Annotated in this window: 25 protein-coding genes and 1 other RNA gene; 13 read left to right on the top strand and 13 right to left on the bottom strand. The window is 59.4% G+C overall.

Translation table 11 applies throughout. The features are described from left to right. Nucleotides 1-50: 50 nt before the first annotated feature. From K3166_RS08765 to K3166_RS08740, 6 genes are all read left to right on the top strand, one after another. Nucleotides 51-803, top strand: a complete 753-nt coding sequence (locus tag K3166_RS08765) for an esterase/lipase family protein (RefSeq protein WP_221421886.1) — start codon at nt 51-53, stop codon at nt 801-803. A 77-nt stretch (nt 804-880) separates the two neighbouring features. Continuing rightward, nucleotides 881-2,308, top strand: coding sequence for a circularly permuted type 2 ATP-grasp protein (locus tag K3166_RS08760; RefSeq protein WP_221421885.1), 1,428 nt, complete (start codon nt 881-883; stop codon nt 2,306-2,308). Next, nucleotides 2,308-3,252, top strand: a complete 945-nt coding sequence (locus K3166_RS08755; protein WP_221424038.1) for an alpha-E domain-containing protein — start codon at nt 2,308-2,310, stop codon at nt 3,250-3,252. The genes K3166_RS08760 and K3166_RS08755 overlap by 1 nt, the downstream gene beginning before the upstream one ends. Continuing rightward, entirely contained in the window at nt 3,252-4,067 is an 816-nt protein-coding gene (locus tag K3166_RS08750; protein ID WP_221421884.1) for a transglutaminase family protein, read from the top strand. Before K3166_RS08755 ends, K3166_RS08750 begins: the two co-directional genes overlap by 1 nt. A gap of 18 nt (nt 4,068-4,085) precedes the next feature. Beyond that, on the top strand, nt 4,086-4,835 hold the full coding sequence (locus K3166_RS08745; protein WP_221421883.1) for a proteasome-type protease: 750 nt from the start codon (nt 4,086-4,088) through the stop codon (nt 4,833-4,835). A gap of 167 nt (nt 4,836-5,002) precedes the next feature. Then, nucleotides 5,003-5,629, top strand: coding sequence for a response regulator transcription factor (locus tag K3166_RS08740; RefSeq protein ID WP_221421882.1), 627 nt, complete (start codon nt 5,003-5,005; stop codon nt 5,627-5,629). 43 nt (nt 5,630-5,672) lie between these two features. On the opposite strand, the gene K3166_RS08735 is transcribed toward K3166_RS08740, so the two are convergent. The 4 genes from K3166_RS08735 to putP form a co-directional block, all read right to left on the bottom strand. Next, nucleotides 5,673-6,341 carry an extensin-like domain-containing protein gene (locus K3166_RS08735; protein WP_221421881.1) on the bottom strand — a complete coding sequence of 223 codons (669 nt, stop codon included), beginning with the start codon at nt 6,339-6,341 and terminating at the stop codon, nt 5,673-5,675. 45 nt (nt 6,342-6,386) lie between these two features. Continuing rightward, nucleotides 6,387-6,758, bottom strand: coding sequence for a VOC family protein (locus tag K3166_RS08730; RefSeq protein ID WP_221421880.1), 372 nt, complete (start codon nt 6,756-6,758; stop codon nt 6,387-6,389). Between the two features lie 11 nt (nt 6,759-6,769). Beyond that, the gene (gene ggt / locus K3166_RS08725; protein ID WP_221421879.1) at nt 6,770-8,560 is read right to left on the bottom strand and encodes a gamma-glutamyltransferase; all 1,791 of its coding nucleotides are present in this window, start codon (nt 8,558-8,560) and stop codon (nt 6,770-6,772) included. 89 nt (nt 8,561-8,649) lie between these two features. Next, nucleotides 8,650-10,134 (bottom strand): sodium/proline symporter PutP, encoded by a 1,485-nt coding sequence (putP, locus tag K3166_RS08720; RefSeq protein WP_221421878.1) that lies wholly within the window; start codon nt 10,132-10,134, stop codon nt 8,650-8,652. 177 nt (nt 10,135-10,311) lie between these two features. On the opposite strand from putP, the gene K3166_RS08715 reads away from it, so the two are divergent. Next, nucleotides 10,312-11,154 (top strand): outer membrane protein, encoded by an 843-nt coding sequence (locus K3166_RS08715; RefSeq protein WP_221421877.1) that lies wholly within the window; start codon nt 10,312-10,314, stop codon nt 11,152-11,154. Nucleotides 11,155-11,215: 61 nt separating this feature from the next. Here K3166_RS08715 and typA read toward each other — a convergent pair whose 3' ends face one another. After that, complete coding sequence (gene typA / locus K3166_RS08710; RefSeq protein ID WP_221421876.1) at nt 11,216-13,036, bottom strand: translational GTPase TypA; 1,821 nt, start codon at nt 13,034-13,036, stop codon at nt 11,216-11,218. A gap of 256 nt (nt 13,037-13,292) precedes the next feature. Here typA and K3166_RS08705 point away from each other — a divergent pair, with 256 nt between their 5' ends. Then, nucleotides 13,293-15,923, top strand: coding sequence for a TonB-dependent receptor (locus tag K3166_RS08705; RefSeq protein WP_221421875.1), 2,631 nt, complete (start codon nt 13,293-13,295; stop codon nt 15,921-15,923). Nucleotides 15,924-16,205: 282 nt separating this feature from the next. Here the strand turns inward: K3166_RS08705 and K3166_RS08700 are convergent, their stop codons facing one another. Continuing rightward, nucleotides 16,206-18,713, bottom strand: a complete 2,508-nt coding sequence (locus K3166_RS08700; protein WP_221421874.1) for an ABC transporter permease — start codon at nt 18,711-18,713, stop codon at nt 16,206-16,208. Beyond that, complete coding sequence (locus K3166_RS08695) at nt 18,710-19,399, bottom strand: ABC transporter ATP-binding protein (RefSeq protein WP_221421873.1); 690 nt, start codon at nt 19,397-19,399, stop codon at nt 18,710-18,712. The genes K3166_RS08700 and K3166_RS08695 overlap by 4 nt, the downstream gene beginning before the upstream one ends. A 47-nt stretch (nt 19,400-19,446) precedes the next feature. Between K3166_RS08695 and K3166_RS08690 the strand changes: the two genes are divergently transcribed. Continuing rightward, complete coding sequence (locus K3166_RS08690) at nt 19,447-20,148, top strand: arylesterase (RefSeq protein ID WP_247714587.1); 702 nt, start codon at nt 19,447-19,449, stop codon at nt 20,146-20,148. On the opposite strand, the gene recF is transcribed toward K3166_RS08690, so the two are convergent. Further along, nucleotides 20,145-21,221 carry a DNA replication/repair protein RecF gene (gene recF, locus K3166_RS08685; RefSeq protein WP_221421872.1) on the bottom strand — a complete coding sequence of 359 codons (1,077 nt, stop codon included), beginning with the start codon at nt 21,219-21,221 and terminating at the stop codon, nt 20,145-20,147. The genes K3166_RS08690 and recF overlap by 4 nt on opposite strands. Before the next feature lie 228 nt (nt 21,222-21,449). Between recF and K3166_RS08680 the strand changes: the two genes are divergently transcribed. After that, the gene (locus K3166_RS08680; RefSeq protein WP_221421871.1) at nt 21,450-21,569 is read left to right on the top strand and encodes a recombination protein F; all 120 of its coding nucleotides are present in this window, start codon (nt 21,450-21,452) and stop codon (nt 21,567-21,569) included. A gap of 147 nt (nt 21,570-21,716) precedes the next feature. Next, complete coding sequence (locus tag K3166_RS08670) at nt 21,717-21,935, top strand: PspC domain-containing protein (protein ID WP_221421869.1); 219 nt, start codon at nt 21,717-21,719, stop codon at nt 21,933-21,935. Between the two features lie 36 nt (nt 21,936-21,971). On the opposite strand, the gene K3166_RS08665 is transcribed toward K3166_RS08670, so the two are convergent. Genes K3166_RS08665 through K3166_RS08645 form a run of 5 tightly spaced genes read right to left on the bottom strand, consistent with a single transcriptional unit; the run spans nt 21,972 to nt 25,427 of the window. Then, nucleotides 21,972-22,766, bottom strand: a complete 795-nt coding sequence (locus tag K3166_RS08665; protein WP_221424036.1) for an SDR family oxidoreductase — start codon at nt 22,764-22,766, stop codon at nt 21,972-21,974. Nucleotides 22,767-22,768: 2 nt separating this feature from the next. Then, nucleotides 22,769-23,314, bottom strand: coding sequence for an NUDIX hydrolase (locus K3166_RS08660; RefSeq protein ID WP_221421868.1), 546 nt, complete (start codon nt 23,312-23,314; stop codon nt 22,769-22,771). Between the two features lie 3 nt (nt 23,315-23,317). Beyond that, nucleotides 23,318-23,995: a TPM domain-containing protein gene (locus K3166_RS08655; protein ID WP_221421867.1), complete on the bottom strand. Its 678-nt coding sequence runs from the start codon at nt 23,993-23,995 to the stop codon at nt 23,318-23,320. Continuing rightward, entirely contained in the window at nt 23,995-24,816 is an 822-nt protein-coding gene (locus tag K3166_RS08650) for a TPM domain-containing protein (protein WP_221421866.1), read from the bottom strand. Before K3166_RS08650 ends, K3166_RS08655 begins: the two co-directional genes overlap by 1 nt. 8 nt (nt 24,817-24,824) lie before the next feature. Further along, entirely contained in the window at nt 24,825-25,427 is a 603-nt protein-coding gene (locus K3166_RS08645; protein ID WP_221421865.1) for a LemA family protein, read from the bottom strand. Nucleotides 25,428-25,567: 140 nt separating this feature from the next. On the opposite strand from K3166_RS08645, the gene mscL reads away from it, so the two are divergent. Both mscL and ssrA read left to right on the top strand, forming a co-directional pair. Beyond that, on the top strand, nt 25,568-26,032 hold the full coding sequence (gene mscL, locus K3166_RS08640) for a large conductance mechanosensitive channel protein MscL (protein ID WP_221424035.1): 465 nt from the start codon (nt 25,568-25,570) through the stop codon (nt 26,030-26,032). 49 nt (nt 26,033-26,081) lie between these two features. After that, nucleotides 26,082-26,425, top strand: a transfer-messenger RNA (tmRNA) gene (ssrA, locus tag K3166_RS08635). Nucleotides 26,426-26,456 lie beyond the last annotated feature (31 nt).

Here is a 26,456-nt window from a genome sequence, read left to right as displayed (position 1 = left end):
CCCTGATCGTTCAGGAACCGGCCACGCCTTCAATGCGAGTAAGCTGATCGATGGAAACACCTCGCTTCGATGAGACCCGGCAGGAAATGAGCCGCCGCCTGGCGCTGGCGTCAGAGCCGAGCCCGGATGATGCACGCGGGCCGAGGCCTCTGCTGCTGATCCAGGAGTTCCTCTGGCCTCTCGAACCGGTGAAGCGGCAATTCGGCAAACTCAAGGTCGAGCCTGCCAGACATCCAAAGAGGATCATGCTGCTTCCCGGCTTTGGTGCCCATCCGGTCCGAATGCGGTTCATTGCAAGAAAGCTGGAAGAGGCCGGGCATACGGCCAAGCGTTGGGGAATGGGCGTCAATCTCGGCGCTACCGCCGAACGATTCGCCATAGTCGAGGAGCGCCTGATCGAATTGTACAACCGGCGCGGTGAACCGATCGTTCTGGTCGGCTGGAGCCTTGGCGGCGTGATGGCCCGCGAACTCGCGAAGAAGCATCCCGACAAGATCGCCAAAGTCATCACCATGGGATCCCCATTCTCGGGAAGCCCGCGTGCAAACAACGGCTGGCGGGCGTATCAGGCGATTGCCGGGCACCGCGTCGACGAGCCGCAGATCGACACGGTCGTCAGCGAAAAGCCGCCGGTTGAAACAGTGGCGTTCTGGTCCCCGCGCGATGGAATCGTCGATCCACGCTCTGCTTGCGGACGTCCGGGCGAGCGTGACCGCGCGGTTGCACTTCGGTGCTCGCACATGGGGTTTGTGCTCAGTAACGAGTCGGTTGCTGCGCTGCTCTCGGAACTTGATCGACCTTGAACCTTTAGTCCTTTAGGCAGGACGTTATGTTTTGTCATAGGCCGCGTCCTGCGGCCGATTGTACACTCCGGGGGCTCATGAGCGGCGAAGCCGAATTTTTCAACGAAATGCGCGAGCCCGATGGCTCTGTGCGTGACGCCTATTCATCCTATTGCAGCTGGTATGACGAGCAGGATGGAAAGCTGCTCAAGCGCAAGCATTCAGAAGCGGAATCCAATTTTCGCAAAACCGGCATTACCTTCAACGTCTACGGCGAGGACGAGGCGGAAGAACGCCTCATTCCGTTCGACATGGTGCCGCGCATAATTACCGCGAAGGAATGGCGGCGCGTGACCCGCGGGATCGAGCAGCGCGTCCGCGCGCTCAACGCCTTTATGTACGATCTTTACCACCGGCAGGAGATAATCCGGGCGGGGCGTCTGCCGCAGCGCCTGCTGCGCGATAACGACGCGTGGCTGCCGAATATGGTAGGTTTCACACCGCCCGGCGGGGTCTATACTCATATCGTGGGTATCGATCTGGTCCGCACCGGGCCGGACGAGTTTTACGTTCTCGAAGACAATGCACGCACGCCGTCAGGTGTCAGCTACATGCTGGAAAACCGGGAGACCATGATGTCCATGTTCCCCGAACTGTTCATGCGCGCGTCGGTCGAAAGCGTGTCGGATTATCCGCGCCGTCTGGCCAAAAGCCTTGCCGCCTGCGCACCTGCAGCGGCGGGCAACAAACCGGTGGTTGCCGTGCTGACACCGGGGATCTTCAATTCCGCCTATTTCGAACACGCGTTTCTCGCGGATCAGATGGGAGCGGAACTGGTGGAAGGCAGCGATTTGCGCGTGGTCAACGGGCGCGTCGCCATGCGAACGACCCATGGCTACAAGGCGATCGATGTCATCTACCGGCGTGTGGACGATGAATTTCTCGATCCGCTGACTTTCAATCCGGACAGCGTGCTGGGCGTCCCGGGCATCATGGATGTCTACCGGTCAGGCGGTGTGACCATCGCCAACGCACCGGGAACGGGCGTTTGCGATGACAAGGCGATTTACTCCTTCATGCCGGAAATCGTCGAGTTTTATACGGGCGAAAAACCTCTGCTGCCGAACGTGGAAACATGGCGCTGCGCGGACGAAGACAGTCTGAAGTATGTGCTCGACAACCTTGCGGAACTGGTCGTGAAGGAAGTTCATGGCTCAGGCGGCTATGGAATGCTTGTTGGTCCTGCTTCAAGCAAGAAGGAAATCGAAGCATTCCGCGCGAAATTGGTCGACAATCCGTCCAATTATATCGCGCAGCCCACACTCTCGCTCTCAACGTGTCCGATTTACACCAAGAAGGGACTCGCCCCGCGCCACGTAGACTTGCGGCCGTATGTGCTGGTGTCTCCGAACGAAATCGACATCACACCCGGCGGCTTGACCCGTGTTGCTCTGGAAGAAGGATCTCTGGTCGTGAATTCAAGCCAGGGCGGCGGGACCAAGGATACATGGGTGCTCAAGGAATGATGCTGGGCAGAACTGCAAACGGCCTCTTCTGGATGTTCCGTTATCTCGAGCGGGCCGAGAACATGGCTCGTCTGCTCGATGCGGGGCTGCGCATGGCGCTGACTCGTGATCTGGTAACGGCGGAAGAAGAATGGCGCTCTGTCATTTCGACTGCCGGCCAGCGATCAGCCTACGAGGCAAAACACGGCACTTATACCGGCCACCAGGTTTGGAATTTCATGCTGCGGGACCGCGGCAATCAGATGTCGGTCTATTCGCTATTTTATCAGGTACGCCAGAATGCGCGTCTGGCCCGCAATGCGATCAGCAGCGAATTGTGGGAGGCGATCAACGAGAATTGGCTGGTCATCGAAAAGCAGTTGGCAAAGCCGGTTGGCGAAAACGATGTCCTCGATATCGTCAAAACGATCCGCCGGGCGAGTTCACTCGCGCAAGGGGCCATGGCCGGGTCGATGCTGCGCAACGAAGGCTATCATTTCGCCCGCGCCGGAATGTTTGTGGAACGAGCAGACAGCATCGCGCGCATTCTCGACATCAAGTACTATCTCCTGCTCCCATCGCTTAGTTACGTCGGTTCAAGCCTCGACATGGGTCAGTGGGATCAGGTCTTGCGGTCAGTTTCGGGCGACCGTGCGTATCGCTGGCTGCACGCAGGCAAAATTGATGCGCGCGGTATTTGCCAGTTCCTTGTCCTCGATGACCGCTTCCCGCGCAGCTTGGCGTTTTGCCATTCGGCATTGCGTGAAGATCTTGCTGCGCTGGCCCGGCTTCACGGCAACGAAGGCGAGTGCAACGAATTAATGCGCGAAGCGGATCAGCGCCTGACCGATCTCACGATAGAGGATATTTTCGAGCAGGGTCTGCACGAATTTCTCACACAATTTACAAGGTCGAACGCGGCCATCGCCGAAGCTATTTCCAACGATTACCGGTTCCTTGCCTGATGCGCCTTTCTATCCGCCATACGACCCGCTATCGTTTCGACCGGCCTGTGGTGCACGCGCTCCAGCGCTTGCGCCTGGTGCCCAAGCAAACGCAGGGCCAAGAAATCCTCAATTGGTCGATGGAATACGACAATGCTCTGGAAGAGCTGCAGTATGAAGACCAGCATCACAACACCACGACACTGGTAGCAGTGGAGCAGGGCGCGACCGAGGTTACGGTGGCATGTCATGGCCAAGTCGACACGTCGGATCAGGCCGGCGTGATTGGCCGTCATGCGGGGCATTTGCCGTTGTGGAGTTTCCTGACTCAAACCAAGATGACACGTCCCGGACCCGGTATGCGTAAGTTTATTACGGACCTGAAGAAATCTGATGCGCAGGGCCTCGACTTGCTGCACGAACTTTCGCGCAAGACGCTGGATCAAGTGGACTATGTCGTAGGTTCAACGCAGTCTCAGACGACCGCCGAAGAAAGCTTTGCTGCCAAGGCGGGTGTTTGTCAGGACCATTCACACATCTTTATCGGTGCAGCGCGATCGATGGACATCCCAGCGCGGTATGTCTCGGGTTATCTGATGATGAATGACAGGATCGATCAGGAAGCGACGCATGCATGGGCAGAAGCGTTCGTCGAAGGACTGGGCTGGGTCGGGTTTGATATTTCGAACGGTATCAGTCCAGATGCCCGCTATGTACGTGTGGCGACCGGCCGCGATTACCGTGATGCCGCGCCCGTTACTGGGATAAGTTTCGGCAATTCGAAACAGGTGCTGGAAGTCGACGTTTCTGTCGAGCAGCAACAAGTACAACAATAATCAACAGTTGGATTTCAAATGACTTATTGCGTTGGAATGGTGCTCGAAAAGGGCCTCGTCCTCATGAGCGACACGCGCACGAATTCGGGCGTCGACAATATCTCTGTCTTCCGGAAAATGTTCACTTGGCAGGTGTCTGGTGAACGTATCATCACCGTGATGACAGCGGGCAATCTCGCCACGACGCAGGCTGTGGTCAGCCAGCTGGAAGAACGCATGAAGGAGCCGGGCGAACGCGAGAATGCGATCCTGCAATCTCCGACGATGTTCCAGGTGGCGACCGAAATTGGCAAGCTACTGCGCGACATTATTGCCAAGCGGCAAAATGCGAACGGTGATCGTGGGCGCGGCAAGTTTACCGCCTCCATAATCATCGCAGGGCAGATCAACGGCATGGAGCCGCGGCTGTTCATGCTCTATCCCGAGGGGAATTTCATCGAGGCAAGCCTCGACACGCCTTTCTTCCAGATCGGCGAAACGAAATACGGCCGTCCGATCATCATTCGCGGATATGACCGCCAAATGAGCCTCGAAGATGGCGTGAAGCTTCTGACGGTCAGCTTCGATTCGACTTTGAAGGCCAATTTGTCAGTTGGTCTACCGCTCGACCTGCAGGTCATCGAACGCGACAGCTTCGAAGTCAGTCACCAGCACCGAATGTCTGCCGATGATCCCTATTTTCGTTCGATATCGTCGAGCTGGGGCGATGCACTCAAGCACGCATTTCACTCGCTACCCGATTACTCATTCAAGCAAGACGGACAGTAAGCGTTTGCGTTCGAGAAAAGCCCGTCTTCTAAGTAGAAGATAGGTCCAATATGGATCATTGTTTAAGCGCCAAGTCCTGCGGATTTTTGATGTAGGACCAATTATTTAGACCCATATCCGTAGTCATACGGAATGCGCATTGTTCCGTATGATGGCAGCTTTGCGGAATGGAAACGCGGCAAACACTTCACATCGTTGACGGCTCTGTACGGGCCAGGGCGCAGCAGGCGCATCTCGGTTTCGAGATGGGCCATCACTGCGAGGTTTATTCCGACCCGCTCGAACTGATCGCCACCAAGCCGAAGCAAGGCATGATTCTGGCCCGGGACGATGAGGGGCAGGGATCTGCTGCGAAAGTCCTGCGCCAACTTTCGCTCGCCGGGATTTGGCTGCCGGTGGTGGCGACTTCGATGGATCCGCTGCCGGGACGGGTCGTTTCGGCAATCAAGTGCGGCGCGCTCGACTATCTGCGCCTGCCGCTGGATCTGGGGCGCTTCCGCGAAACGATCGCACGTATATCGGAGGAAGCGGAAGCTTACGGCGCAGCGCGGCGCAAGATAATCGAGGCCCGCAGCCGCATTGCATCACTGTCGCCGCGTGAGCGGGAAGTGCTCGAATGGCTTTCGGAAGGCCGGAGCAACAAGATGATCGCGCGGGAACTGGCAATCAGCCCGCGAACCGTAGAAATTCACCGCGCCAATATGATGAACAAGCTGGGCGCGCATCACGCCGCGGAGGCGGTTCGCGTGCGTATCGAAGCGCATCTGGATGGAGGTCAAATCGCTGTGGCCTGATGGCTACGCACAATTCGAGCCTGCGGGTCGCACCACAGGCCGGTCAGCGGCAGAAAGAACCGCTGCCAAGTTCAAGGTGAAGGTGGTCCCGGTGGGCCGCATTGTATTCGGGGCCCAGAACGGTGCCGAAACGCTTGCAGGCGCTGCGGTGGATCGTTTGCAGAAACTCGCGCTCCTGGCGCGACGCATTCCAGCCATCCTTCACGGTGATCCGCCTGCCGTCGGCAAGGACAAAGCCCGATACGTCGACCGCCTGTGCGCGTGAATGTGCCGATAAGCGGCCAGTGCCTGCGACATTGCGGCAGGCGTAACTGCCCATCGTCTCGATCCGCTGAAGCCCGCTGCCGAGGATCTGCCGCGCTGCGCGGTCGACGCCAAACCGAGCCCAATCGGCAAAGCTGTTGGCGACGGGGCACCCCACAGTCGGCAGGTTCGTGACCTCGAACTGTCTCTGGTCACCGCCCAAAGCATCAAGTCGAACAGTGTTGGAGATAGAACACCCACCGGCATTGAGTTTATCCGGTTTCGGATAGAATCTGGCCCCCGCATCTCCAAGTTGAGCCAGACATTGCCGCGCTTCGGAATTTAGGACGACAGCTTTGCCTGGACTGCTTTGTACAGGCGCTGACGAAGTATCCTGGCTGGGAGGAAGCGCGTTGCATCCACCCAGCGTGATGGCTGTTGCGAGTGCTAGAAGGGCTGCGATCCTCATCTTGAGGCAAACTAACCTGCGCCGGACTCGCAGACAAGCTTTGTGCTATTCAGGAGCGGCGAGTTGTTGCCAAAGCTCGATCTTCACCCCGTCCGGGTCAAGCAGCCAGGCAAATTTACCATAGCCTTCGTCAACTTGGTCAAGCACATCGACACCCCTGGCCTTCAGGTCAGCGACAAAGCTGTCCAGATCATCGACCCGCAGGTTGATCATGAACTGCGCAGAGCCGGGCTTGAGATAGGCATCGTCCTTGAAATGACTGATCAGCGAATAGGGCCGGTCGCCTGTCTCTTCGCTCCAGTTGAGTTGGGGACCATATTCGCCGTCTATGCCAAGCGTGTCGCGGTACCATGCACGCGTCGCCGCGGGGTCCTTCACCACATAGAAAACGCCGCCCAATCCGGTAATTTTGGCCATGTGCTCTCCCCTTAATACCCGCTTGCCTGACCATCCTTGCGCATTTCAGTCGCGCCGGTCAGCACGCCGGTGTCCGGATCGCGGGCGATGGCCTGGTAACCGCCGAACATTATGCCGTTGCTGACGATCTCGACCTTGTGGCCCATTGCCTTGAGCGCCTCGACAGTCGCGCCCGGAATACCCGGTTCGACGTAGAGGGTGCCAAGCGGATCTGCCGAAGGTCCGGCCAATGCTTCAGTCGGCTGGCGGCCGCCATCGTGGTTGATGCGCGCCGCGTCGCCAGCTTCCTGCAGGTTCATGCCGTAGTCCACGATGTTGACCAGCACTTGCACATGCCCTTGCGGCTGCATTCCGCCGCCCATCAGGCCGAGCGTCATATACGGCGCGCCGTCTTTTTTCACGAACGCCGGAATGATCGTGTGGAAGGGGCGTTTGCCCGGTTCGTATGCGTTTGGATGCGCTGGATCGAGGCTGAACAATTCGCCGCGATCCTGGAACATGAAGCCAAGGCCGGGGGGCACCAACCCGCCTCCCATACCGCGGTAGTTCGACTGGATCAGACTGACCATCATGCCGTTTCCATCGACGACCGTCAGATAGGTGGTGTCACCTTCTCCTTCGAGTTTGGGCTCTCCCGGTCCGAACTCGGGAGTGGCGCGTGCGGGGTCGATCAACGCAAAACGTTCGCGGCCATATTCTTCGCTCAACAATTCTTCGGGGAAGGCCGCGAACTCCGGATCCGCATAGAAGCGCGCCACATCGCCATAGGCCAACCGCTTGGCCTCGGTGATGTAGTGGATCACCTCGGGGCTGCCGCGCTCCCACTGTGACAGGTCTACATTCTTCAGAATGTTGACCATCTGCAGCGCAGCGAAACCCTGGCTGTTCGGCGGGAGTTCGCACAGCTCGTAACCCTCTTTGTAGAGAGTGCATGCCGGATCGACCCATTCACTGGAATGATCGGCGAAATCGGCAAGGCTGAAGGCGCTGCCCTGTTCCTGGAGGTAATCCACCATGATCGCTGCAAGCGGGCCTTCGTAGAAGGCATCGCGCCCCTCGCGCCCGATAGTCTCCAGCGTGTTGGCGAGGTCAGGATTGCGGAACATGTCGCCAGCCTTGGGGGCGGTACCATCTGCGAACCACACCTTGCGCGCGTTGCCAAATTCGAACGGATAGGCTTCCTGTCTTGCGGTGTAGGAGCGCAGGCTGCGCTCGAGATACATGGCGATCACAGGCGCAATCGGGTGGCCTTCACGGGCATATGATACTGTCGGCGCCAGGACGTCGCTCATGGGCAGTTTGCCAAAGCGTCCATGCATCGCGAACCACGCGTCGACCGTTCCCGGAATGGTGACGGGCAGGGGGCCAACCGGAGGCAGGGCATCTGCACCGTCCAGCTTTGCCAGCAATTGCTCGAGCGTTTGCCCCTTGGGCGAACGGCCGGAGCCGTTGATGCCGTGCAGCTTGCCGGTTGCCGGGTCATAGACGATGGCGAACAGGTCCCCGCCGATGCCATTGCCGGTTGGCTCCATCAGGCCAAGTGCAGCGTTGGCCGCGATTGCCGCGTCCACAGCGCTGCCGCCGGCCTTGAGGATATCGAGCGCTACCTGTGTCGCCAGCGGATGCGCAGTGGCAGCCATACCGTGCTGCGCGATCACCGGACTGCGCGACCAGTCGGCACCTACAGGCCTGCCGCCCGGGCCGATCTGCTCGGCTACAGGGGGCATCTCCTTGTGCTCTTGTGCGCTCGACGGCGTAACCGCCAGTGCCAGTGCTGCAACGCCCGCAAGTGCAATCCGCATGTATCTCTCCTCAAGCTTTGAGCCTGTGTGCAGTCTTGCCGCACTCTAGGCAAGCAGCAGGAGAGTTACTTGCAGTTCACAGCGCGCGATCAGGCCTCTGACGGGGAAGACCACGCTCGCGGCTGGGTCGCCTTGCTCACCAGCCAAATTGCTGCCCATGCGGCGATGAAGCCGGGTACGATTTCGTACAGCCCGCCATCGACGCCGGGCAGGGCAGAGTTCCAGCCGATCGCGATCCACGCCATCACTACAGCTGCACCGGTTACCAGTCCTGCGACTGCGCCTGCGCCGGTCATGCGGTCCCACGTCAGGGACAGGATGATGAGTGGGCCGAACGCGGCGCCGAAACCCGCCCAGGCGTTAGAAACAAGGCCGAGGACCTGGCTGTCCGGATCGCTGGCGATCCAGATGGCGGCCAGCGCGACCAATGCCACACAGATGCGGCCCACGTTCACGCTTTCGCGTTCGCCGGCCTCCTTGCGGAGGAAGAGCTTGTAGAAATCCTCCGTCAGCGAGGAGGAAGCGACGAGCAGCTGCGAGCTGATCGTGGACATGATTGCAGCTAGCAACGCCGCAAGCAGGAAGCCGGTGATGATCGGGTGGAACAGCAGGTTCGCCAGCACGATGAAGATCGTTTCGGGATCGTCGACCACAATCCCGTTGCGTTCGGTAAATGCCCGTCCGGCAATACCGATCCCGATGGAACCGAGGAGTGCCACGCCCATCCATGTCATGCCGATATTGCGAGCGGGGCGCACTTTCTCGACCGTGTCGATCGCCATGAATCGCACGATAATATGTGGCTGGCCAAAATAACCCAGCCCCCAGGTTACGGCGCTGATGAACCCGAGGAGGGTCAGGCCTTGCGTCAGGCTCAGGAAGCCAGGGACATCCACTTCGGTCAAAGATCCACCAGCGCTGCCGCCTTCGCCGAACATGACCACCAACGGCATGATTACCAGCGCTGTGACCATGATCAGGCCTTGCACGAAATCTGTCAGGCTTACGGCAAGGAAACCGCCGACCATCGTATAGGCCAGAACGACCAATGCAGTGATCCAGATGCCGAGCATGTAGTCGCTCATTCCAGCATCGGGCAGGATGCCTGCAAAGCTGGTTTCGAACAGCTTGCCGCCGCCCACGAGGCCAGCGGCTGTATATACCGCGAAAAACACGACCACGATAAGGGCGGAAATGACCCGCAGGGCCACTGCCTTGTCGGGAAAGCGATTGGCCAGGAATTCCGGGATGGTCAGTGCATTGCCGAGCTCCTCCGTCTGCCTGCGCAGGCGCGGGGCCACGATGATCCAGTTGAACAGCGCGCCGACGAACAAGCCGATGCCGATCCAAGCCTCCACCAGGCCGGTAGCATACAGTGCGCCGGGGAGACCGAGCAGCAGCCAGCCGCTCATGTCGCTGGCCCCCGCGGAGAGCGCCGCGACCGAAGGCGACAGGTTACGCCCCGCGAGCAAATAGCCTTCGGATGTGTCGGTCGATCGCCGCCAGGCCCACAGGCCGATGGCGATCATCAGGACGAAGTAAAGGGCGAGCGAAATCAGGGTGCCGGTTTGCATGGGTGGGCAGGTAACAAATGCGTCTGGGTCTGGCCACCGAGCTGTGTTGCATAAAAGCGACAAACTTTGGGGGAAACAGCTAAACAACTGTATTTTTGGCCGTTCCGGCTTATGTCCGGGAACAGGCATATAACACCTACGTTCCAAATCATCGTTTTATTAAAATGGGTCCTAAGTATGAAAAATTTTACCACCCTCCTCGCGGGTTCTGCCGCTCTATTTGCTGCGCCTGTATTTGCGCAAGATAATGCAGCCGGAACCTATGACGGTTTCTATATTGGCGGCGCTTTTGGCGGTGAATTCGTCGACGGTGCGCGCGATGATCGTCTGGTTTTCGATGGCGATTTCGACGGCAACTTCAACAATAACGTTCGCACGGTGACTGGTGCGGACGCATTCAGCAACGGCTTCTGTGACGGCAGCGCAAACGGTCGTGAATTTGCCGACGGTTGCCGGGATGATGAGAGCGGGTTCGGTTACTCGGTTCGCCTTGGCTATGACACACGCGTGAACGACTCGGCCCTGGTTGCAGGTTTCCTCGTCGAAGGCGAAATGAGCAAAGCGGTCGATTACACGTCCGGCTTCAGCACAACTCCTGCAAGCTATACCTTTGCCCGCGAACTCGACAAATCAATTGCCGTTCGTGGCCGGATCGGATCCTCGCCTGGCGATGGCCGTGGCCTCATTTATGCCACCGGCGGTTTCGCATATGGACAGATCGATCACGAATTCATCACGACCAATGGCGTGAACAGCTTTGATGTCGTTGACGGCGACGACTGGCAGTTCGGTGCGCAGTTCGGCGGCGGTGCCGAAGTCATGGTTGCCGGAGGCCTCACCTTCGGCGTGGAATATCTCTATTCCAGCTATGACGACGATGATGCCTATGTCGCAGTCGGCCAGGGTACGGCTGGTGATACGAACCCGTTTATTCTCACAAACGGCGGCACCAACCTCAAATCCAACGCCGGTAACTTCGACAAGCACTCGATCCGCGCGACGGTCGGCTACCGCTTCTAAGAAGCGCAACTGCCTGAAAGAAGAAAGGGCCGCTCCGGAAGGAGCGGCCCTTTTCGTATGATCAGTCGCCCATTTTGCGCGAGTGACGCTTGCGTTCGTGCGGATCGAGGATTGCCTTGCGCAGGCGAATGCTCTCGGGCGTCACTTCAACCATCTCATCGTCATCGATATAAGCGATGGCCTGCTCCAGCGTCATGACGCGCGGCGGCGTCAAACGGATGGAATCGTCCTTGCCGGTCGAGCGGAAGTTGGTCAGCTGCTTCGACTTCATCGGGTTGACTTCAAGGTCAGCCGGCTTGGCATTTTCGCCAATGATGATGCCTTCGTAGATTTTCGCGCCGCCACCGATGAACAGCTCGCCGCGCTCTTCCAGCATGTTGAGCGCGTACGGCACTGCTTCACCTGCAACCATCGAAATCAGCACGCCGTTCTGGCGGCCTTCGATCTTGCCGCGGTAGGTGTCGTACTTTTCATAGATACGGTTCATAATGCCTGTGCCGCGCGTGTCGGACAGGAATTCACCGTGATAACCGATCAGGCCGCGCGAGGGCGCCGAGAAGGTGATGCGGGTCTTGCCCTGGCCCGAAGGACGCATTTCGGTCAATTCGGCCTTACGGCGCTGCATTTTCTCGACGACCGTGCCGGAGTGCTCATCATCAACGTCGATGACCACCGTTTCGAACGGCTCCATGCGCTGGCCGTTTTCTTCACGGAACAGCACGCGGGGGCGGCTGATGCCCAGCTCGAAGCCTTCGCGGCGCATCGTTTCGATAAGGACGCCAAGCTGCAATTCGCCGCGCCCGGCAACCTCGAAGCTGTCCTTGTCTTCGCTTTCAGTGATGCGAATGGCGACGTTGGTTTCAGCTTCGCGGTAGAGGCGGTCGCGGATCATTCGGCTAGTGACCTTGCTGCCTTCACGGCCAGCCAGCGGGCTGTCGTTGACGGCAAAGCGCATTGCGAGGGTCGGCGGATCGATAGGCTGGGCCTCGATCGCTTCCTTTACACTCGGGTCGGCGATGGTGTTGGACACGGTCGCCTTTTCGAGGCCCGCAATCGCAATGATATCGCCTGCCTGTGCGTTTTCGACTGGCACGCGGTCGAGGCCGTCGAATGACATAAGCTTGGTAGCGCGGCCCACTTCGACGACATTGCCGTCACCGTCGAGCGCATGGATCGGATCGTTCAAATTGATCTTGCCCGACTGAACGCGGCCGGTGAGCACGCGCCCCATGAAGTTGTCGCGGTCAAGCAGCGTTGCAAGGAAGCTGAACGGCGCTTCAGTGTCGAGGCCGGGTGCCGGTACATGGTCGACGATCAGCTTGAACAGCGCATCGAGATTGCCCGAGCGCGCGTTTTCATCTTCGCTGGCATAGCCATCACGGCCCGAGGCCCAGAGCGACGGAAATTCGAGCTGGTCGTCATCTGCATCCAGGTTGGCGAACAGGTCGAAGACTTCGTCGAGCACTTCCTGCGGACGCGCGTCGCTGCGGTCGATCTTGTTGACGACGACGATGGGGCGCAGGCCGAGGCCAAGGGCCTTGCCGGTAACGAACTTGGTCTGCGGCATCGGGCCTTCGGCAGAATCGACCAGCAAAATTACGCCGTCGACCATGCTGAGGATCCGTTCGACTTCGGCGCCGAAGTCGGCGTGACCCGGAGTGTCGACGATGTTGATGCGCGTGCCGTTCCACTCGACGCTGGTGCACTTGGCGAGAATGGTGATCCCACGTTCTTTTTCGAGATCGTTGGAATCCATCGCACGCTCTTCGATCCGCTGATTTTCGCGGTACGTGCCAGATTGACGGAAGAGCTGGTCCACAAGTGTGGTTTTGCCGTGGTCGACGTGGGCGATGATCGCCACGTTGCGGAGGTCGCGGGACATGATTTTGCTTTCGTAAGGGTATCGGGGTGGCGGGCCAAGATTCGGCCCTGCCTAAGTTGTGCGCGCCCCTAGCCGAGATGGTGCAATGCGGCAAGCTTTGAAGGGTGTTACGCGAAAGTCACACTATACCCTTCGCGACGGGTATAACGGTCTAAATACTTGTGAGAAAAGGCGCTGGGCAATAATTGCCCCCCTGCTTGCGTGTTTTTGGGGACCGCGCGGCGGACCAAAATACGGTTTTGAGAGAGGTAAATCTATGAACTTCAGTCGTACCGGTCGCAATGCGGCCGTTCGTACCACCCTGCTTGCCGGCGCCGCAGCGCTCGCACTGCCCGGCGTGGCCGTTGCCCAGGATTCTGATGTAGATGCGGACGAAGATGCCGCGCTCGAAGAAGAAGCCGAGATGGGCAATGTCATCATCGTCACGGCGACCAAGCGTCAGCAGACGCTGCAGGAGATTCCGGTTGCCGTCAGCGTGACCACGGCTGAGACTCTCGACCGCGCACAGATCCGCGATCTCAAGGATCTCCAGACGCAGGTGCCTTCGCTTCGCGTCAACCAGCTGCAAAGCTCGGCTAACACCAACTTCCTGATCCGCGGTTTCGGCAACGGTGCCAACAATGCGGGTATCGAGCCTTCGGTCGGCGTGTTCGTCGACGGCGTCTATCGCAGCCGTACCGCTTCGCAGATCACCGATCTTCCCGACGTTCAGCGCATCGAAGTCCTGCGCGGCCCGCAGTCGACACTGTTCGGCAAGAACGCCAGCGCCGGCGTCATTTCGATCGTCACCAAGGAGCCGCAGTTCGACCTCGGCGGCGCCGTCGAAGTCAGCTACGGCAACTACAACGCCATCGTCGGCAAGGGTTATGTCACCGGCCCGCTGTCTGAAAACTTTGCTTTCAGCGTTGCTGGCGGCATCAACAAGCGCGATGGTTACCTGACCGACATCGGCACGGGCAATGACGTCAACAGCCGTGACCGCTGGTTCGCTCGCGGACAGCTGTTGTTCGACAATGCCGATGCGCTCAAGGTCCGCATCATTGCGGACTACGACAAGATCGACGAAAACTGCTGCGGCGTTATCAACCTCCAGCAGAGCGGTGCGACACAGGCCGTCTTCGCGCTTGGCGGACAGGTTAGCGATGCAAACGATCCGTTTGCCGATATCGTCAGCACCAATTTCGATTCCAGCAACGAGATCGAAAACAAGGGCATTTCAGCTCAGATCGACTACGACATTGGCAATCTCACGCTGACATCGATCACTGCATATCGCGAAAGTGATGCGGTTACCGACCAGGATTCCGATTTCACCACCGCCGACCTGATTGGCAGCAACTTTGCCGACGTGGGTCTTGAGACCTTCACTCAGGAACTTCGCCTCTCCGGGGAAATCGGTGACCGCATCGGCTTCCTCGTGGGTGCATTCTACTTCAACGAAAGCATCGAACAGCAGAACAGCCTGACGTTCGGCGAAGACTTCCGCGAATATGCCAACATCCTGATTGGTGGCCCGATCACCAGCCCGCCGAACGATTTCGCGGTCCAGGCGATCGAAGCACCGCTTTCTGCGCTGAATGGCCAGAACTTCGCAGGTCAGTTTTTCGCAGCAGGCCAAGGCCTTGCGGAAGATTACACGCTCGACAACGAAGCGATCTCGATCTTCGGTCAGCTCGATTTCGAGATCTTTGACGGCCTCGTGCTGACGCTGGGTGCCAACTACACCGATGACAGCAAGGAAATCACGACCAACGTGGTTTCGAGCGACGTTTTCTCGGGCATCGACCTGATCGCATCGGGCCGCACGGCAATCTTCGCGCAGCTCGTAGGTGCAGGCGTCGATCCGGTCACTGCCGGGGCGATTGCGGACTTCAACTCGACCTTGTCTCCGACCGATGCGGCGACCAACCCGAGCCCGCTCAACGTCGGTGGCAACCCGTTCATCCCGCTTCAGCCGCTTCAGTTCCTGCCGCCGTTCCTCAACGTGCCGAACGTCATCGAAGACGGTTCGACACAGGATGACGACTGGAGCTACACAGCACGTCTCGCCTATGATGTTTCGCCTTCGCTCAATATGTATGTGAGCTATGCGACCGGCTTCAAGGCAAGCTCGTTCAACCTCTCGCGCGACAGCCGTCCGCTGGTGAGCGATCTTCCGGCAATCATCGGTGCGGGAATCAACCCGAACAACCTGGGCACTGGTTCGCGTTTCGCAGGTCCGGAAGAAACCGAAGTGGTCGAACTCGGCATTAAGGGTAACTGGGAATACGCTTCGGCCAACCTGACGTTCTTCAAGCAGAGCATCGACGGCTTCCAGTCGAACATCTTTACCGGAACCGGCTTTGCGCTGGCCAATGCTGGTCTGCAGGAAACATTTGGCGTCGAATTCGACGGTAATGTTCGTCCGACCCGCGACCTGACCTTCACGGCCGCATTCACCTTCCTTGATCCTGAGTATATAGAATTCCCGAACAGTTCGATCGGTGACCTTTCGGGTCGTCCGGTCGCGGGTATCTCGCAGCTCTCGGCAGCCCTCGGCATGATGTACGACAAGGAAGTGAACGACGCGGGCGACCGTGTGATCTTCGCCACCAACTTCTACTATGAAGCACCGGTGCAGGTCGCAGACGGTCTTCCGGGCTTCAACGCCGGTGGTCAGGAAGCTGCTTTTGCAGCGGCTCGTCCGTTCCGCCGCGAAGTGAACGAGCTGTCGGCCAGCCTGACCTACGCCATGGACATGGGCCTCGAGCTCACGATCTGGGGCCGCAACCTTCTCGACGATCGCTACATAACCACGATCTTCGATTCCGTTGCACAGTCAGGTTCGATCTCGGGCTATCCGAACCAGCCGCGCACCTACGGCGCTGCGGTGAAATACAAGTTCTGATCTTCGACGATCAATGGATAGGGGAGAGGGGGCTTTGCGGCCCCCTTTTTCTTGTGCTGCGGAATGACGAATAACCGTCAATGCTCGGCCGTGCGGCAGCCCCATGGGCTGAGGCCCGTCAGAGAATGAACAGTGTTCTTTCCCATTTCGGGACAGACCCATGGGCTACGCCGAATTGTAACAGTGATTGGTGTATAACGGCCTTGCGACCCGAAGGGCTCGGATATGTTCCAAGCTCTGCCTTTCAGACCCTGCCTTCGGGCGGGGTCTTTTTTGTTTTGGTTACAAAGCCCTGAGAGCCTGCGCCGGCTTTGCCCGCAACAGTGGCAGTGAGCCGCCCACTGCAAAAGTGAGAACCACGACCAGCCCAAGGCCGAGCACTGCAAAGATTTCGCCCCAGTCTGGAAGCCAGTCGAACTCGAAGAGTTGGGTGATCACCAGCCAGGCAGTCAAGCTGCCAAGCCCCAGCGCCACAATTGCCAGCGCACCTGCCAACAGAACATATTCGATCAGTTGCATGACCAATATCTGACGCCGATCGGCCCCCAACACTCGCAACACGACCGTATCATAGGTACGCGAGGCACGCGCCGCTGCGATTGCGCCGAGGAGCACGGCAAGGCCTGCAAGCACCGCCACGCTGGCCGCCGCCAGAGTGGCAAGCCCGACCTGTTCGAGGATCGTACGGGCCTGCTGCAGCACGCCGCCAACCTCGATCACCGAACTGGACGGGAAATTGCGCACCAATGCCTGAAGCAGCGGCCCGGTGGGTGTCCCTTCGGTAAGCTCCACTGTCGCCGCCAGATTGTGCGGGGTATCGCGCAGGGCATTGGGGCTGAGAACGAAGACATAGTTGAAACCCATGCTCTCCCAGTCGATTTGGCGTAGGTTGGCGATCCGCGCGGTCACTTCCACACCGAGCACGCCGAAGGTCAGCATATCGCCGACTTCCAGACCTGCGGCGGATGCGAATTCCTCGTCGACCGAAACTTGGGGCTCGCCTTCGTACATCGGGCCCCACCAGACGCCTTCGGTCAGGCTGTTTCCGGGCGGAAGCTGGGCTGCATAGGTAAGGCCGCGTTCGCCGCGCAGGGCCCATGCCCCGTCAGGAATTTCCTCGAGGCTGGAGGTCCGCGTCATGTCACCGTCGGGGCCGAAAGCCAGCACCGATCCGCGCAGCGCCGGGACTGTACGGATTTCGGCACCGGGATCGGTTTCGCGGATCAGAGCGTGAAAATCGCTTTCCTGTTCACGCGGAACGTCGAGGACGAAATAGTCGGGTGCGCGTTCCGGTACGCGCTTCTCGATATTGCCGTCGATAGCGCTTTGAACGGCTGCCAGCAGCACAAACGCCGCGAGGCCGAAACCGAGCGCTGTGACCAGCGCGCCCGTGCTCGAACCGGGACGGTAGATATTCGCCAAGGCAGCCCTGGCTATAGGGCTGGCTGGCCGGGGCAGCGACTTGGCAATGGCACGGATCGTCCATCCCAGTAGCGCAAGCAGGCCGAGGACAATGGCAGCGCCAGCCAGGAAACCGCCCGACAAAAGCGGTTGATCTGCGGTGACAAGCGCCAGGCCGACGATAGCGGCCAGACCGGCCAGAACGACCAGCAGCGCAGATTTGTCGCGCGCCAGCGGCGCAACGCGCGCCCGCATGAGCGCCATAGCCGGAAAGTTGCGTGCCCGCATGAGTGGGGGGGCAGCAAAAACGAGCGCGACGAGAAAACCATAGGCAGCGGCGAGCAGCAAAGCTCCGGGATCGAATACGAAGCCGGTATCGACCGGTAGCAAGCCTTCCAACGCTTTGCCCAGGATCGGGACAACTGCAACGCCCACAGCCAGTCCGGCGATGGTGCCAGCCGCAGCGGCAGCGAAGATCTGCATCGCATATATGCGCATGATATCGCGGCTTGTCGCTCCGAGGATCTTGAGCGTGGCGACGGACTGGCGGCGAGCGTCGAGATAGGAGGACACACCGCCGCCTATACCGATACCGGCGATGACCAGTGCGGCGAGGCCGACCAGCGTCAGAAACTCGCTCATACGGCCAACGAAACGATCAGTGCCGGGCGCTGCGCGGTCAGCTGTGTCGATGTCGAATCCCGATTCCGGGAAACGGCTTTTCAGGCTCTCTGCGGTGTCTTCAAGGTCGCGAGGCGTATCGAAAGCCACGCGCGTCTTGCTCTGGTACATGGAACCGGGCGCGAGCAAGCCTGCCCGGGCGGGGAGGTCTTCCGAGACGATGATCGTGGGGCCAAGCTGGAAGCCTTCGCCCAGGCGGTCGGGTTCATCCTCGATGACGCCCGCAACCTGCAGGGTTTCCGTCCCGATCAGGAAGCTGTCGCCTGCTTTTACGCCGAGCCTGTCGGCGGCGCCGGGAGCGATGTAGGCTTCATTACCGCTAGGTGCACCAGCTTCGCGGCCACCTGCGAGAACCAATGCCCCATACAGCGGGTATCGCTGGTCTACGGCCTTCAGTTCAACCGGTGCGGCTATGTCATCCTTGCGCGCCATGGCTTGCAAGCGGGTGCCTGAGGACACTGTCCCCAATTCTTCCAGCGCGGCACGCTCGTCATCGTTCAGAGAGCGCTGCCACAGTTCGATCTGGAGATCGCCGCCGAGGAATTGCTGGCCATTCGTGGCAAGTTCGCGCTCGATCGCTGCCGTCAAGGTGCCGATTGCGGCCAGCGCTGCGGTGCCCAGGAAAATGCATACCAGCAGCAGTCGCAGCCCCTTGAAGCGCGCATTCAGATCGCGCCGGGCGATCCGCCATGCCATGCCCCAAGTCATGCTTTCGTATCGCTCGCGATCTGGCCATCACCCAACGTCAGGACACGTTCGCAATGGTTGGCAAGTTCTGGATCGTGAGTGATGACAAGCAAGGTTGCGCCCGTCTCCGCGCGCCTTTCGAACAGTAATTCCACAATCTCGTGTCCGGTAGCGGCATCAAGATTACCCGTCGGTTCGTCTGCGAAAATCAGGTCGGGGCGCGGAGCGATGGCGCGCGCGATTGCGACACGCTGTTGTTCACCGCCAGAAAGCTGCTGCGGATAGTGATCGAGACGGTGACCCAGTCCGACCGCCTCCAGTTCGGCGCGTGCGCGCGGCTGCGCGTCTGTCGCCCCAGCCAGTTCCATGGGTGTCGCCACGTTTTCAAGCGCGGTCATCGTCGGCAAAAGGTGAAAGGCCTGAAGCACGATGCCGATCCGACCGCGCCGCGCACGGGCCAGTGAATCTTCATCCAATGCGGCGAAATCCTCGCCTGCGACACTTAAGGTTCCACTGGTTGCGCGTTCGAGACCGGACAGCACTGCCATGAGCGAGCTCTTCCCCGAACCCGAGGGTCCAAGCAGCGCGACAGTCTCGCCGCGAGCGATGGTCAGGTCCAGCCCCTTGAGAATTTCTACGGGTGCTTCGGTGGATCCGAGGGTGAGGCGCAGGTCACGGGCGCAAATCGCATCTTGAGAAGTGGTCACGCGGCTGCGATGGCAGAAGGCACACCAACTCACAAGGAAGTCCGCCGATGGTCCTGCGCAGTTTGTCGATGCTCGTTGCAATTGTTTCACTCTCCGCTTGCGGGAGCGAGGCGGAAACGCTGGATCGCACAGCCGAAAGCGAGGCTGCGACCTCTGCGGCTGAATCTATCGAAGTGGCCGGGCCGGAGCGGCATATCTTCGCATTCGGTGACAGCCTTTTCGCCGGCTACGGCGTGGGGCTCGAAAACAGCTATCCTGCCGATCTCGAGCGCGCTCTGCGTGAGCGGGGCATCAATGCGCAGATGGTCAATGCGGCGATATCTGGCGAAACCAGCGGAGCAGGGGCCAAGCGGCTCGCCTTCGCGCTGGATGCGCAGAAAACCAAGCCTGATCTGGTTCTACTCGAATTGGGAGGCAACGATATGCTGCGTGGTATCTCGCCTGACGAAACCCGCTCGAATTTCGAAGACATGCTGGTCGAGTTGCAGGGACGCGATATTCCCGTCGTCCTGATGGGGATGCGGTCGCCGCCCAATTACGGCCCTGAGTTCCAACAGCAGTTCGATGCGCTCTATCCTGAACTCGCGCAGAAATACGATGCGGCACTCATCCCGTTCTGGCTCGAGACGATCTACCAGGACCCGGCACTTTTTCAGGACGATCGCATCCATCCCACGGAAAAGGGCATAGACCGGCTTGTAGATGCGACGGTCGAACAGATTGAGAAAGCGCTGCCGCCTGCGGGTTAGAGCCTGAGGGCATTTCCGCCATCTACCCGCCAGACGGCGGCGTCGGAGGCAATCGTGCTGAAAGGGGCGAGTTCCGTCCCGGTCATCCAGACCTGCGCGCCGCTGGCGCTAAGCTGTTCAAACAGGGCAGCCCGGCGGATCGGATCGAGGTGAGCGGCCACCTCATCCAGCAATAACACGCCGCTGCGGCCCCGCACGGCCATCTGGGCATGAGCAAGGGTAATGGCGACCAGCATGGCCTTTTGTTCGCCGGTCGAGCTTTGCGCCGCAGGAACCCGTTTCGCTGCGTGGACGACTTCCAGTTCATCGCGGTGGGGACCTGAAAGCGTTCGCTGCGCGGCGCGGTCACGTGCGCGGCTTTCGAAAAGTGTTTGCGATAGAGCGTCAGCATTGTCCGCCCCGCCGGGCACGTAGGTAAGAGCAGGGCGCGCAAAAGGTTCGGCGGGCATATGCGCAATCTGCCCCATCAGCGTGTCGACCAGCAAGGCGCGGCCCGTAATGAGGCGGCCGCCATGCTCTACCATCTGCGCCTCAATCGCATCCAGCCATCCCGTTTCGGGGAAGCGATCGTCGGACAGCAGGCGATTTCGTTCACGCAATGCGGCCTCATATCTTGAAGCGTGCGCGGCATGGGCCGGATCAATCACCAGCGCCATGCGATCAATAAACCGGCGCCGGTCCGCGGAAGGGCCGGTGAACAGCCCGTCCATCGACGGTGTGAGCCAGGTCATGGCCAGCCATTCGCCCAGAGCAGTTGCTGTACTTTCCGCCCGGTTGATCCGCACCTTGCGGCGCCCGGGGTTGTCACTCTCGGTATAGGTGGCAAGCCGCACCGGTTCGCCGTCCTGATAGAGGTCCGCGCCAATCCCGAAACCGGTTCCGGCATGGTATTCGACCATATCGGCAAGCGCCGCGCGCCTTAATCCGCGTCCTGACGCCAATAGCGACAGCGCTTCCAGCACATTGGTTTTTCCAGCGCCGTTCTCTCCCACGAGCAGGTTGAACCCCGCAGTTCCAGCGAGTTCGGTGGCCGTATGGTTGCGGAAATGCGTGAGGGATATGCGCTCTAGCATGGGCCGGGATGCGTTAGCGTGCAGCTTCGATCATCGCCAGTGAAATGCCCAATTCTAACAATTGGGAAATTTTCCCAACCTTTCGGATTGATGAACGAAACCTTTCTGCCAGATGAAGTTAAGATTGGCTGAATTCTGCGACTTTTCGAGTTTGGCACGCCTGTTGCAAACACTCTGGTGTCCGCCGGATAGTCCGGGGGAAACAGAAACACTCAAGGGAGTATCCAAATGTCTGCTTTTGAATTCGACACCACCAAGGCTTTCGCTGCTGTCTTCGCAATCGGCATTTCCGCACTGAGCATGGCCTTCGCAATCATCCCCGCCACGCCCACCGGCCTGGTCGCCTGAACCAATCATTTTAATACAAGGATCAAATATAATGTTCGACCATGAAAACATCGGTAGCCGCGTTATGGCCGCTGTCGCTTCGCTCATGATCACTTCCGCTTTCTTCGCCACGGCGATCGTCAATGCTACTCCGGTTGGAGTGATGGCATGAGCGACCTCAAATTCCGCGAAGACCATCCCGTCCGCGAAAGCCGCAGCTTTTCGCTGGACCGCCGGAATGGCAAGTTGATGGGTGTTTGCGCCGGGATCGGCCGCTACTTCGGGATCGACACCACGCTGGTTCGCGTCGGGTTTGTCCTGGGCACGTTGCTCGGCTTCGGTAGCTTCATCCTCATCTACCTCGCGATTGGATTGATCGCAGACTAACAAAGGACGCGGGGGCAAGACCGCGTCCTCATTCGTTCACATGGCCGAGATACCGCCGTCGAGCTTCAGCTCCGCACCGGTCATGAAGCGGCTCTCGTCACTGGCGAGATAGACCACTGCGTTGGCGATATCGTTCGGTTCGCCAACAAACTTGAGCGGAATTTGCCGCGCGAGCTTATCCATCAGCACATCCTTATCCAGCCCCGCATGTTTCGCCGTCCCGTCAAGGATTGGCGTGTCCACGAAGGTCGGATGAACCGAATTGCAGCGGATTTGCATCTGCTTTTTCGCGCAATGAAGCGCGATGGACTTGGACAGCATCCACACCGCCGCTTTCGAAGCATTATATGCCGGCATGGAGTCGCTGGCGATCAGGCCCGCAATGGACGAGATATTTATGATCGAGCCCGGCGCATGTTCGCGCATGAGGGGCAGGGCCTTCTGGCAGCCGTGAAAGATTGAATCCACATTGACCGAAAAACAGCGCTTCCAATCCTCGAAATCGCAGGTTTCGATATTTCCGGCCACACCGATACCCGCGTTGTTCACCAGCACGTTCAGGCCGCCGATCTCCGCATCCGCCGCTTCGACCACACGCTCCCAGTCATCGGGCTTGGTAACGTCGTGCTGGATGCCGTAAGCATGGCCCGCGCCCATTTCCTCGATGATTTCGGCTGCAGTTGCTTCAGCACCGGCGCCATTGATGTCGGTACACAGGACCCGCGCACCTTCTTCGGCAAGGCGCTTGGCGTGAGCGCGTCCCAAACCCTGTGCTGCTCCTGTCACCAGCGCCAGCTTGCCTGCACACCGTCCACTGCCTGCCTTGGCCATCATCACTCTCCTGTCAGAAAATCCTCTGCCAACAGCAAGAGCATGCGCACGTCGATGCCGCAACCTTCACGGCGCTTGGCGGCGATGAATTCCCTGATCTGGGCCAACTTGACGCGGTGGACGGCGATGTCCTCTCCGCCGACGCCGCCTCCTTCGCCGACCTTGGTCAGGCCGGTGGCGCGGACGAGCGTGAAGCTTTCGCTGACCATGCCGGGCGAGGAGAAGAAATTGCCCAGGTCTTCGAGATGGTCGGCGCGGTAGCCGGTTTCTTCTTCGAGTTCGCGAGCAGCGGCGACGAGCGCGTCCTCGTCTTCCTCTCCATCATCATCGCCGATGAGGCCGGCCGGCAGTTCCAGCGACACGCTTCCGAGTGGGACGCGATATTGCTCGACCAGCAGGACTTCATCGGCGTCGGTCAGGGCGAGGATTGCGGCTGCCCGGATATTGCGGCTGCGCGAGACATATTCCCAGCGGCCACGCTGCTTTGCCGTGATATATTTGCCCTGCCAGCGGATTTCCTCGGCTGCATCATGGTCAGGTGCGTGCATGGATCAGACCTCTATCAGGCGATCAGGCAATTCGTTCACATCGTCGTCTGCGCGCGGAAAGTGCTCTGACAGCACAGCACCCACGTCGCGGACACCGGCCGCGAGCCCTTCGGCGATCTTGCCCTGCTTAATTTCCACCAGCATATCGGCCATCGCCTCGCCCCACACCTCGGCATTGACCTTCTCCGCGATGGGTTCGTCGGCCACGATTTCCGCCCGGTGCTCGCGCATCGAGAGGTAGAGCAAGACACCGGTGCGGCCATGCGTTCGGCGTTCCGCGCCAACCTTGAAATGTTTGACAGCCTGGGCGTGGACACGGGCCATTTTCACAGGTCGTGGGATGAGCGAAAATTTGAGCGGTTCCCACAATTGCACTGCCCAGGTGGCCACAAACGTGGCCAACCCCAAGGCAATCGTCATGCTGGCGAGTTCGCCTGTCGTCCACTCGTGCATCCATCCGCCGATGAGGGAATCCCACAAGTTCATGAATGGCAGCGGGAAGAGAGCAAAAAGGCTCATCACGGTGAATGACAGTGCCGCCGCCCAGAGAAGGACGACATCGGTGTAGCCGTCAGACCTATCGGCAAGGACGGTCACAATCTCACCTGCTGTCGCCTGCTCTGCCGAAGCAACCGCATCAGAGACCAGCTTGTGCTGATCTGCGTTCAAATACTTGGCCATTACCAACCTCCCGAAGCGCCGCCGCCACCAAAGCTACCGCCTCCGCCGGAGAAACCTCCGCCAAATCCGCCACCGAAGCCGCCGCCCGAACCGCCGCCCCAATCGTCACCGCCCGAAAGCGCGCCGCGTGCAATTGCCGAGCCGACTTCCCAGAGGACGATGTCACGCGCAGTATTACCCCACGGGCCACGCTTGTAACGGCGCTTGCGGCCCCGGCCGCTGAGCATTGGCAGAATGAAAAAGAAGAAAATGAAGCCGAACCAGATCAGCATGCCAAATGGGAAACCGCCTTCGCTTTCGCGCTTTTGGCCTGCCTCGGCAGCGATTTGCCGCGCCTCGTCTTCAGGCAATACGAGTTGTTGGATGATCGCATCGGTCCCGGCCTCAATCCCTGCAGGGAAATTGCCGTCGCGGAACTGCGGCAGGATCTGGGTTTGGACGATCACCGACGACAAGGCGTCCGTCATGATCCCTTCAAGGCCGTATCCGACTTCGATACGCACCTTTCGGTCATTGGGGGCCACGATCAGCAACGCGCCATCATTGCGTTCCGCATCACCGAGCCCCCATTCGCGGCCCAGTTGGTACCCATAGTCCGAAATGTCATACCCTTGCAGATCGGGCAGGGTGGCTATGACGAGTTGGCGCTGAGACTGGGTCTCAAGTGCCTCAAGCTTTTGCGTAAGCGCTGCTTCCTGCTCCGGCGTGAGCAGGTCTGCCTGATCGACGACCCGGCCGGTCAGTTCCGGGAATTCCTGCGCGGCCAGCGGGGACGCGAATAGCGCCCCCGCCAACGCGAGGATGGCAAGGAAGTGGCGCATTGCGGTCCTCAGTTCGACGTCATGTCGATTTCAGGTGCAATTTCTGCGCCTTCGGTGGCTGCTTCGTACGGAATCAGCGGTTCTGCACCGTGGATGATGTTGGCACCGATGATATCCGGGAAGGTGCGGATCGTGGTGTTATACACGCGGACCGCCTCGTTGTAGTCGCGGATGGCGACAGCAATGCGGTTCTCGGTTCCTTCCAGCTGGCTTTGCAGAGCCAGGAAGTTCTGGTTCGACTGGATCTGCGGATAAGCTTCGAAGCTTGCCAGCAGACGACCAAGGCCTTGGCCAAGCTCGCTTTGCGCAGCCTGAAATTCAGCCATCTTCTCGGCATCGCCAAGGTCGGCGGCATCGATGTTCACGCTGGTTGCGCGGGCGCGAGCGTTGGTCACCTCGGTGAGAATGGTCCGTTCGTTCTCCGCAGCACCCTGAGCCACCTCAACAAGGTTCGGGATCAGGTTTGCGCGGCGCTGAAATTGCGCTTCCACATCGGCCCATTTGGCCTTCGCATTTTCTTCGGCGGTGGGAACGGAATTGATGCCGCAGGCGGACAAGGCCATTGCGAACGCCGCCAGTAAGGTGACGCGGAGGCCGGCTAGACGTGTCATCTGAAATTTCCCCTTATGAAATACTGTTTTACATAAATAGCACGGTCTGTTGTGCATTCAAGGATTGCAGGGACTTGTGACGTAATGTCGTGAATGGCAGGAATATGCGCCTCAGGGACGCAGAAGAGGGACACAAGACAATGCTCAACGACTTCAAGGAATTCATCGCCAAGGGCAATGTGATGGAATTGGCCGTCGCAGTCATAATCGCCGGGGCTTTCGCGACGATCGTTGCATCGATGACCGCCGATCTGATCATGCCGATTGTCGGCGCGATTTTTGGCGAAGTCGATTTCAGCGACAAGTTCATCGTGCTCAGCGGCGAAGTCGAAGCTGGAATGTCGCTCGAGGCAGCCCGCGAAGCCGGTGCGAATGTGATCGCATGGGGTGCATTCGTGTCGACCGTGATCAACTTCCTGATCCTCGCCTTCGTCATCTTCATGCTGGTTCGCTATGCCAAGAAGGTGCAGGCCCGTTTCGAGAAGGAAGAAGAGACCGCGGCTGAAGAGCCAGCAGGTCCGACCGAGATCGAATTGCTCCAGGAAATCCGTGACGCGCTGAAAAGCGGCGCTCCGGGGGCACCGATGAACGGCCCCATGGGCTAAGGAAATGTAGGGCGGGGTGCCAGACAGCTCCCGCCCTTCTTGTCATTGCTCACTTCACATTAAGGCTTTCGTCGCTATATGGGAGCTGCCGGTTTCGACCGGACATGGCGATAAATGGCGCTGTGCAATAGGTACAACGGACCCGGGGGCAGTACCCGGCGGCTCCACCATAACCCGCAGTTTCTTGCGGTTTTTGACGGGGCCGAACTAGGATCGACGTGTGCTGAAAGACAGTGTTTTTGCCCGGGCTGAAAACCCCGTAAAACTGTTCACAACTCATAAGTGCAAACGATAACGAAGCACTCGCAATCGCAGCGTAATCTGACGGCCTAACGGCCTGATCTTACAAAGCTAAAGCGCGGTTGGACCCACCGGGCAACAGAAGCGGATTCCGGGGCTCCGGGGGTAGCTAGCAACAGAAACC

The sequence above is a fragment of the Qipengyuania psychrotolerans genome (genome assembly GCF_019711355.1).
Taxonomy (GTDB): Bacteria; Pseudomonadota; Alphaproteobacteria; order Sphingomonadales; family Sphingomonadaceae; genus Qipengyuania; species Qipengyuania psychrotolerans.
Note: the sequence above shows the minus strand (reverse complement) of the source record. Positions and strands in the feature narration are given on the sequence as shown.

Coding starts and splice junctions, on each gene's coding strand:
- K3166_RS08740 (WP_221421882.1), top strand. CDS start 5,003: ATGGAAACGCGGCAAACACTTCACATCGTTGACGGCTCTGTACGGGCC.
- K3166_RS08755 (WP_221424038.1), top strand. CDS start 2,308: ATGCTGGGCAGAACTGCAAACGGCCTCTTCTGGATGTTCCGTTATCTC.
- K3166_RS08680 (WP_221421871.1), top strand. CDS start 21,450: ATGTCTGCTTTTGAATTCGACACCACCAAGGCTTTCGCTGCTGTCTTC.
- mscL (WP_221424035.1), top strand. CDS start 25,568: ATGCTCAACGACTTCAAGGAATTCATCGCCAAGGGCAATGTGATGGAA.
- putP (WP_221421878.1), bottom strand. CDS start 10,134: ATGCAAACCGGCACCCTGATTTCGCTCGCCCTTTACTTCGTCCTGATG.
- K3166_RS08705 (WP_221421875.1), top strand. CDS start 13,293: ATGAACTTCAGTCGTACCGGTCGCAATGCGGCCGTTCGTACCACCCTG.
- K3166_RS08700 (WP_221421874.1), bottom strand. CDS start 18,713: ATGACTTGGGGCATGGCATGGCGGATCGCCCGGCGCGATCTGAATGCG.
- K3166_RS08745 (WP_221421883.1), top strand. CDS start 4,086: ATGACTTATTGCGTTGGAATGGTGCTCGAAAAGGGCCTCGTCCTCATG.
- K3166_RS08765 (WP_221421886.1), top strand. CDS start 51: ATGGAAACACCTCGCTTCGATGAGACCCGGCAGGAAATGAGCCGCCGC.
- typA (WP_221421876.1), bottom strand. CDS start 13,036: ATGTCCCGCGACCTCCGCAACGTGGCGATCATCGCCCACGTCGACCAC.
- K3166_RS08690 (WP_247714587.1), top strand. CDS start 19,447: ATGGTCCTGCGCAGTTTGTCGATGCTCGTTGCAATTGTTTCACTCTCC.
- K3166_RS08670 (WP_221421869.1), top strand. CDS start 21,717: ATGAGCGACCTCAAATTCCGCGAAGACCATCCCGTCCGCGAAAGCCGC.
- K3166_RS08655 (WP_221421867.1), bottom strand. CDS start 23,995: ATGGCCAAGTATTTGAACGCAGATCAGCACAAGCTGGTCTCTGATGCG.
- K3166_RS08715 (WP_221421877.1), top strand. CDS start 10,312: ATGAAAAATTTTACCACCCTCCTCGCGGGTTCTGCCGCTCTATTTGCT.
- K3166_RS08760 (WP_221421885.1), top strand. CDS start 881: ATGAGCGGCGAAGCCGAATTTTTCAACGAAATGCGCGAGCCCGATGGC.
- K3166_RS08645 (WP_221421865.1), bottom strand. CDS start 25,427: ATGACACGTCTAGCCGGCCTCCGCGTCACCTTACTGGCGGCGTTCGCA.
- K3166_RS08750 (WP_221421884.1), top strand. CDS start 3,252: ATGCGCCTTTCTATCCGCCATACGACCCGCTATCGTTTCGACCGGCCT.
- K3166_RS08665 (WP_221424036.1), bottom strand. CDS start 22,766: ATGGCCAAGGCAGGCAGTGGACGGTGTGCAGGCAAGCTGGCGCTGGTG.
- K3166_RS08660 (WP_221421868.1), bottom strand. CDS start 23,314: ATGCACGCACCTGACCATGATGCAGCCGAGGAAATCCGCTGGCAGGGC.
- recF (WP_221421872.1), bottom strand. CDS start 21,221: ATGCTAGAGCGCATATCCCTCACGCATTTCCGCAACCATACGGCCACC.
- K3166_RS08650 (WP_221421866.1), bottom strand. CDS start 24,816: ATGCGCCACTTCCTTGCCATCCTCGCGTTGGCGGGGGCGCTATTCGCG.
- K3166_RS08730 (WP_221421880.1), bottom strand. CDS start 6,758: ATGGCCAAAATTACCGGATTGGGCGGCGTTTTCTATGTGGTGAAGGAC.
- ggt (WP_221421879.1), bottom strand. CDS start 8,560: ATGCGGATTGCACTTGCGGGCGTTGCAGCACTGGCACTGGCGGTTACG.
- K3166_RS08735 (WP_221421881.1), bottom strand. CDS start 6,341: ATGAGGATCGCAGCCCTTCTAGCACTCGCAACAGCCATCACGCTGGGT.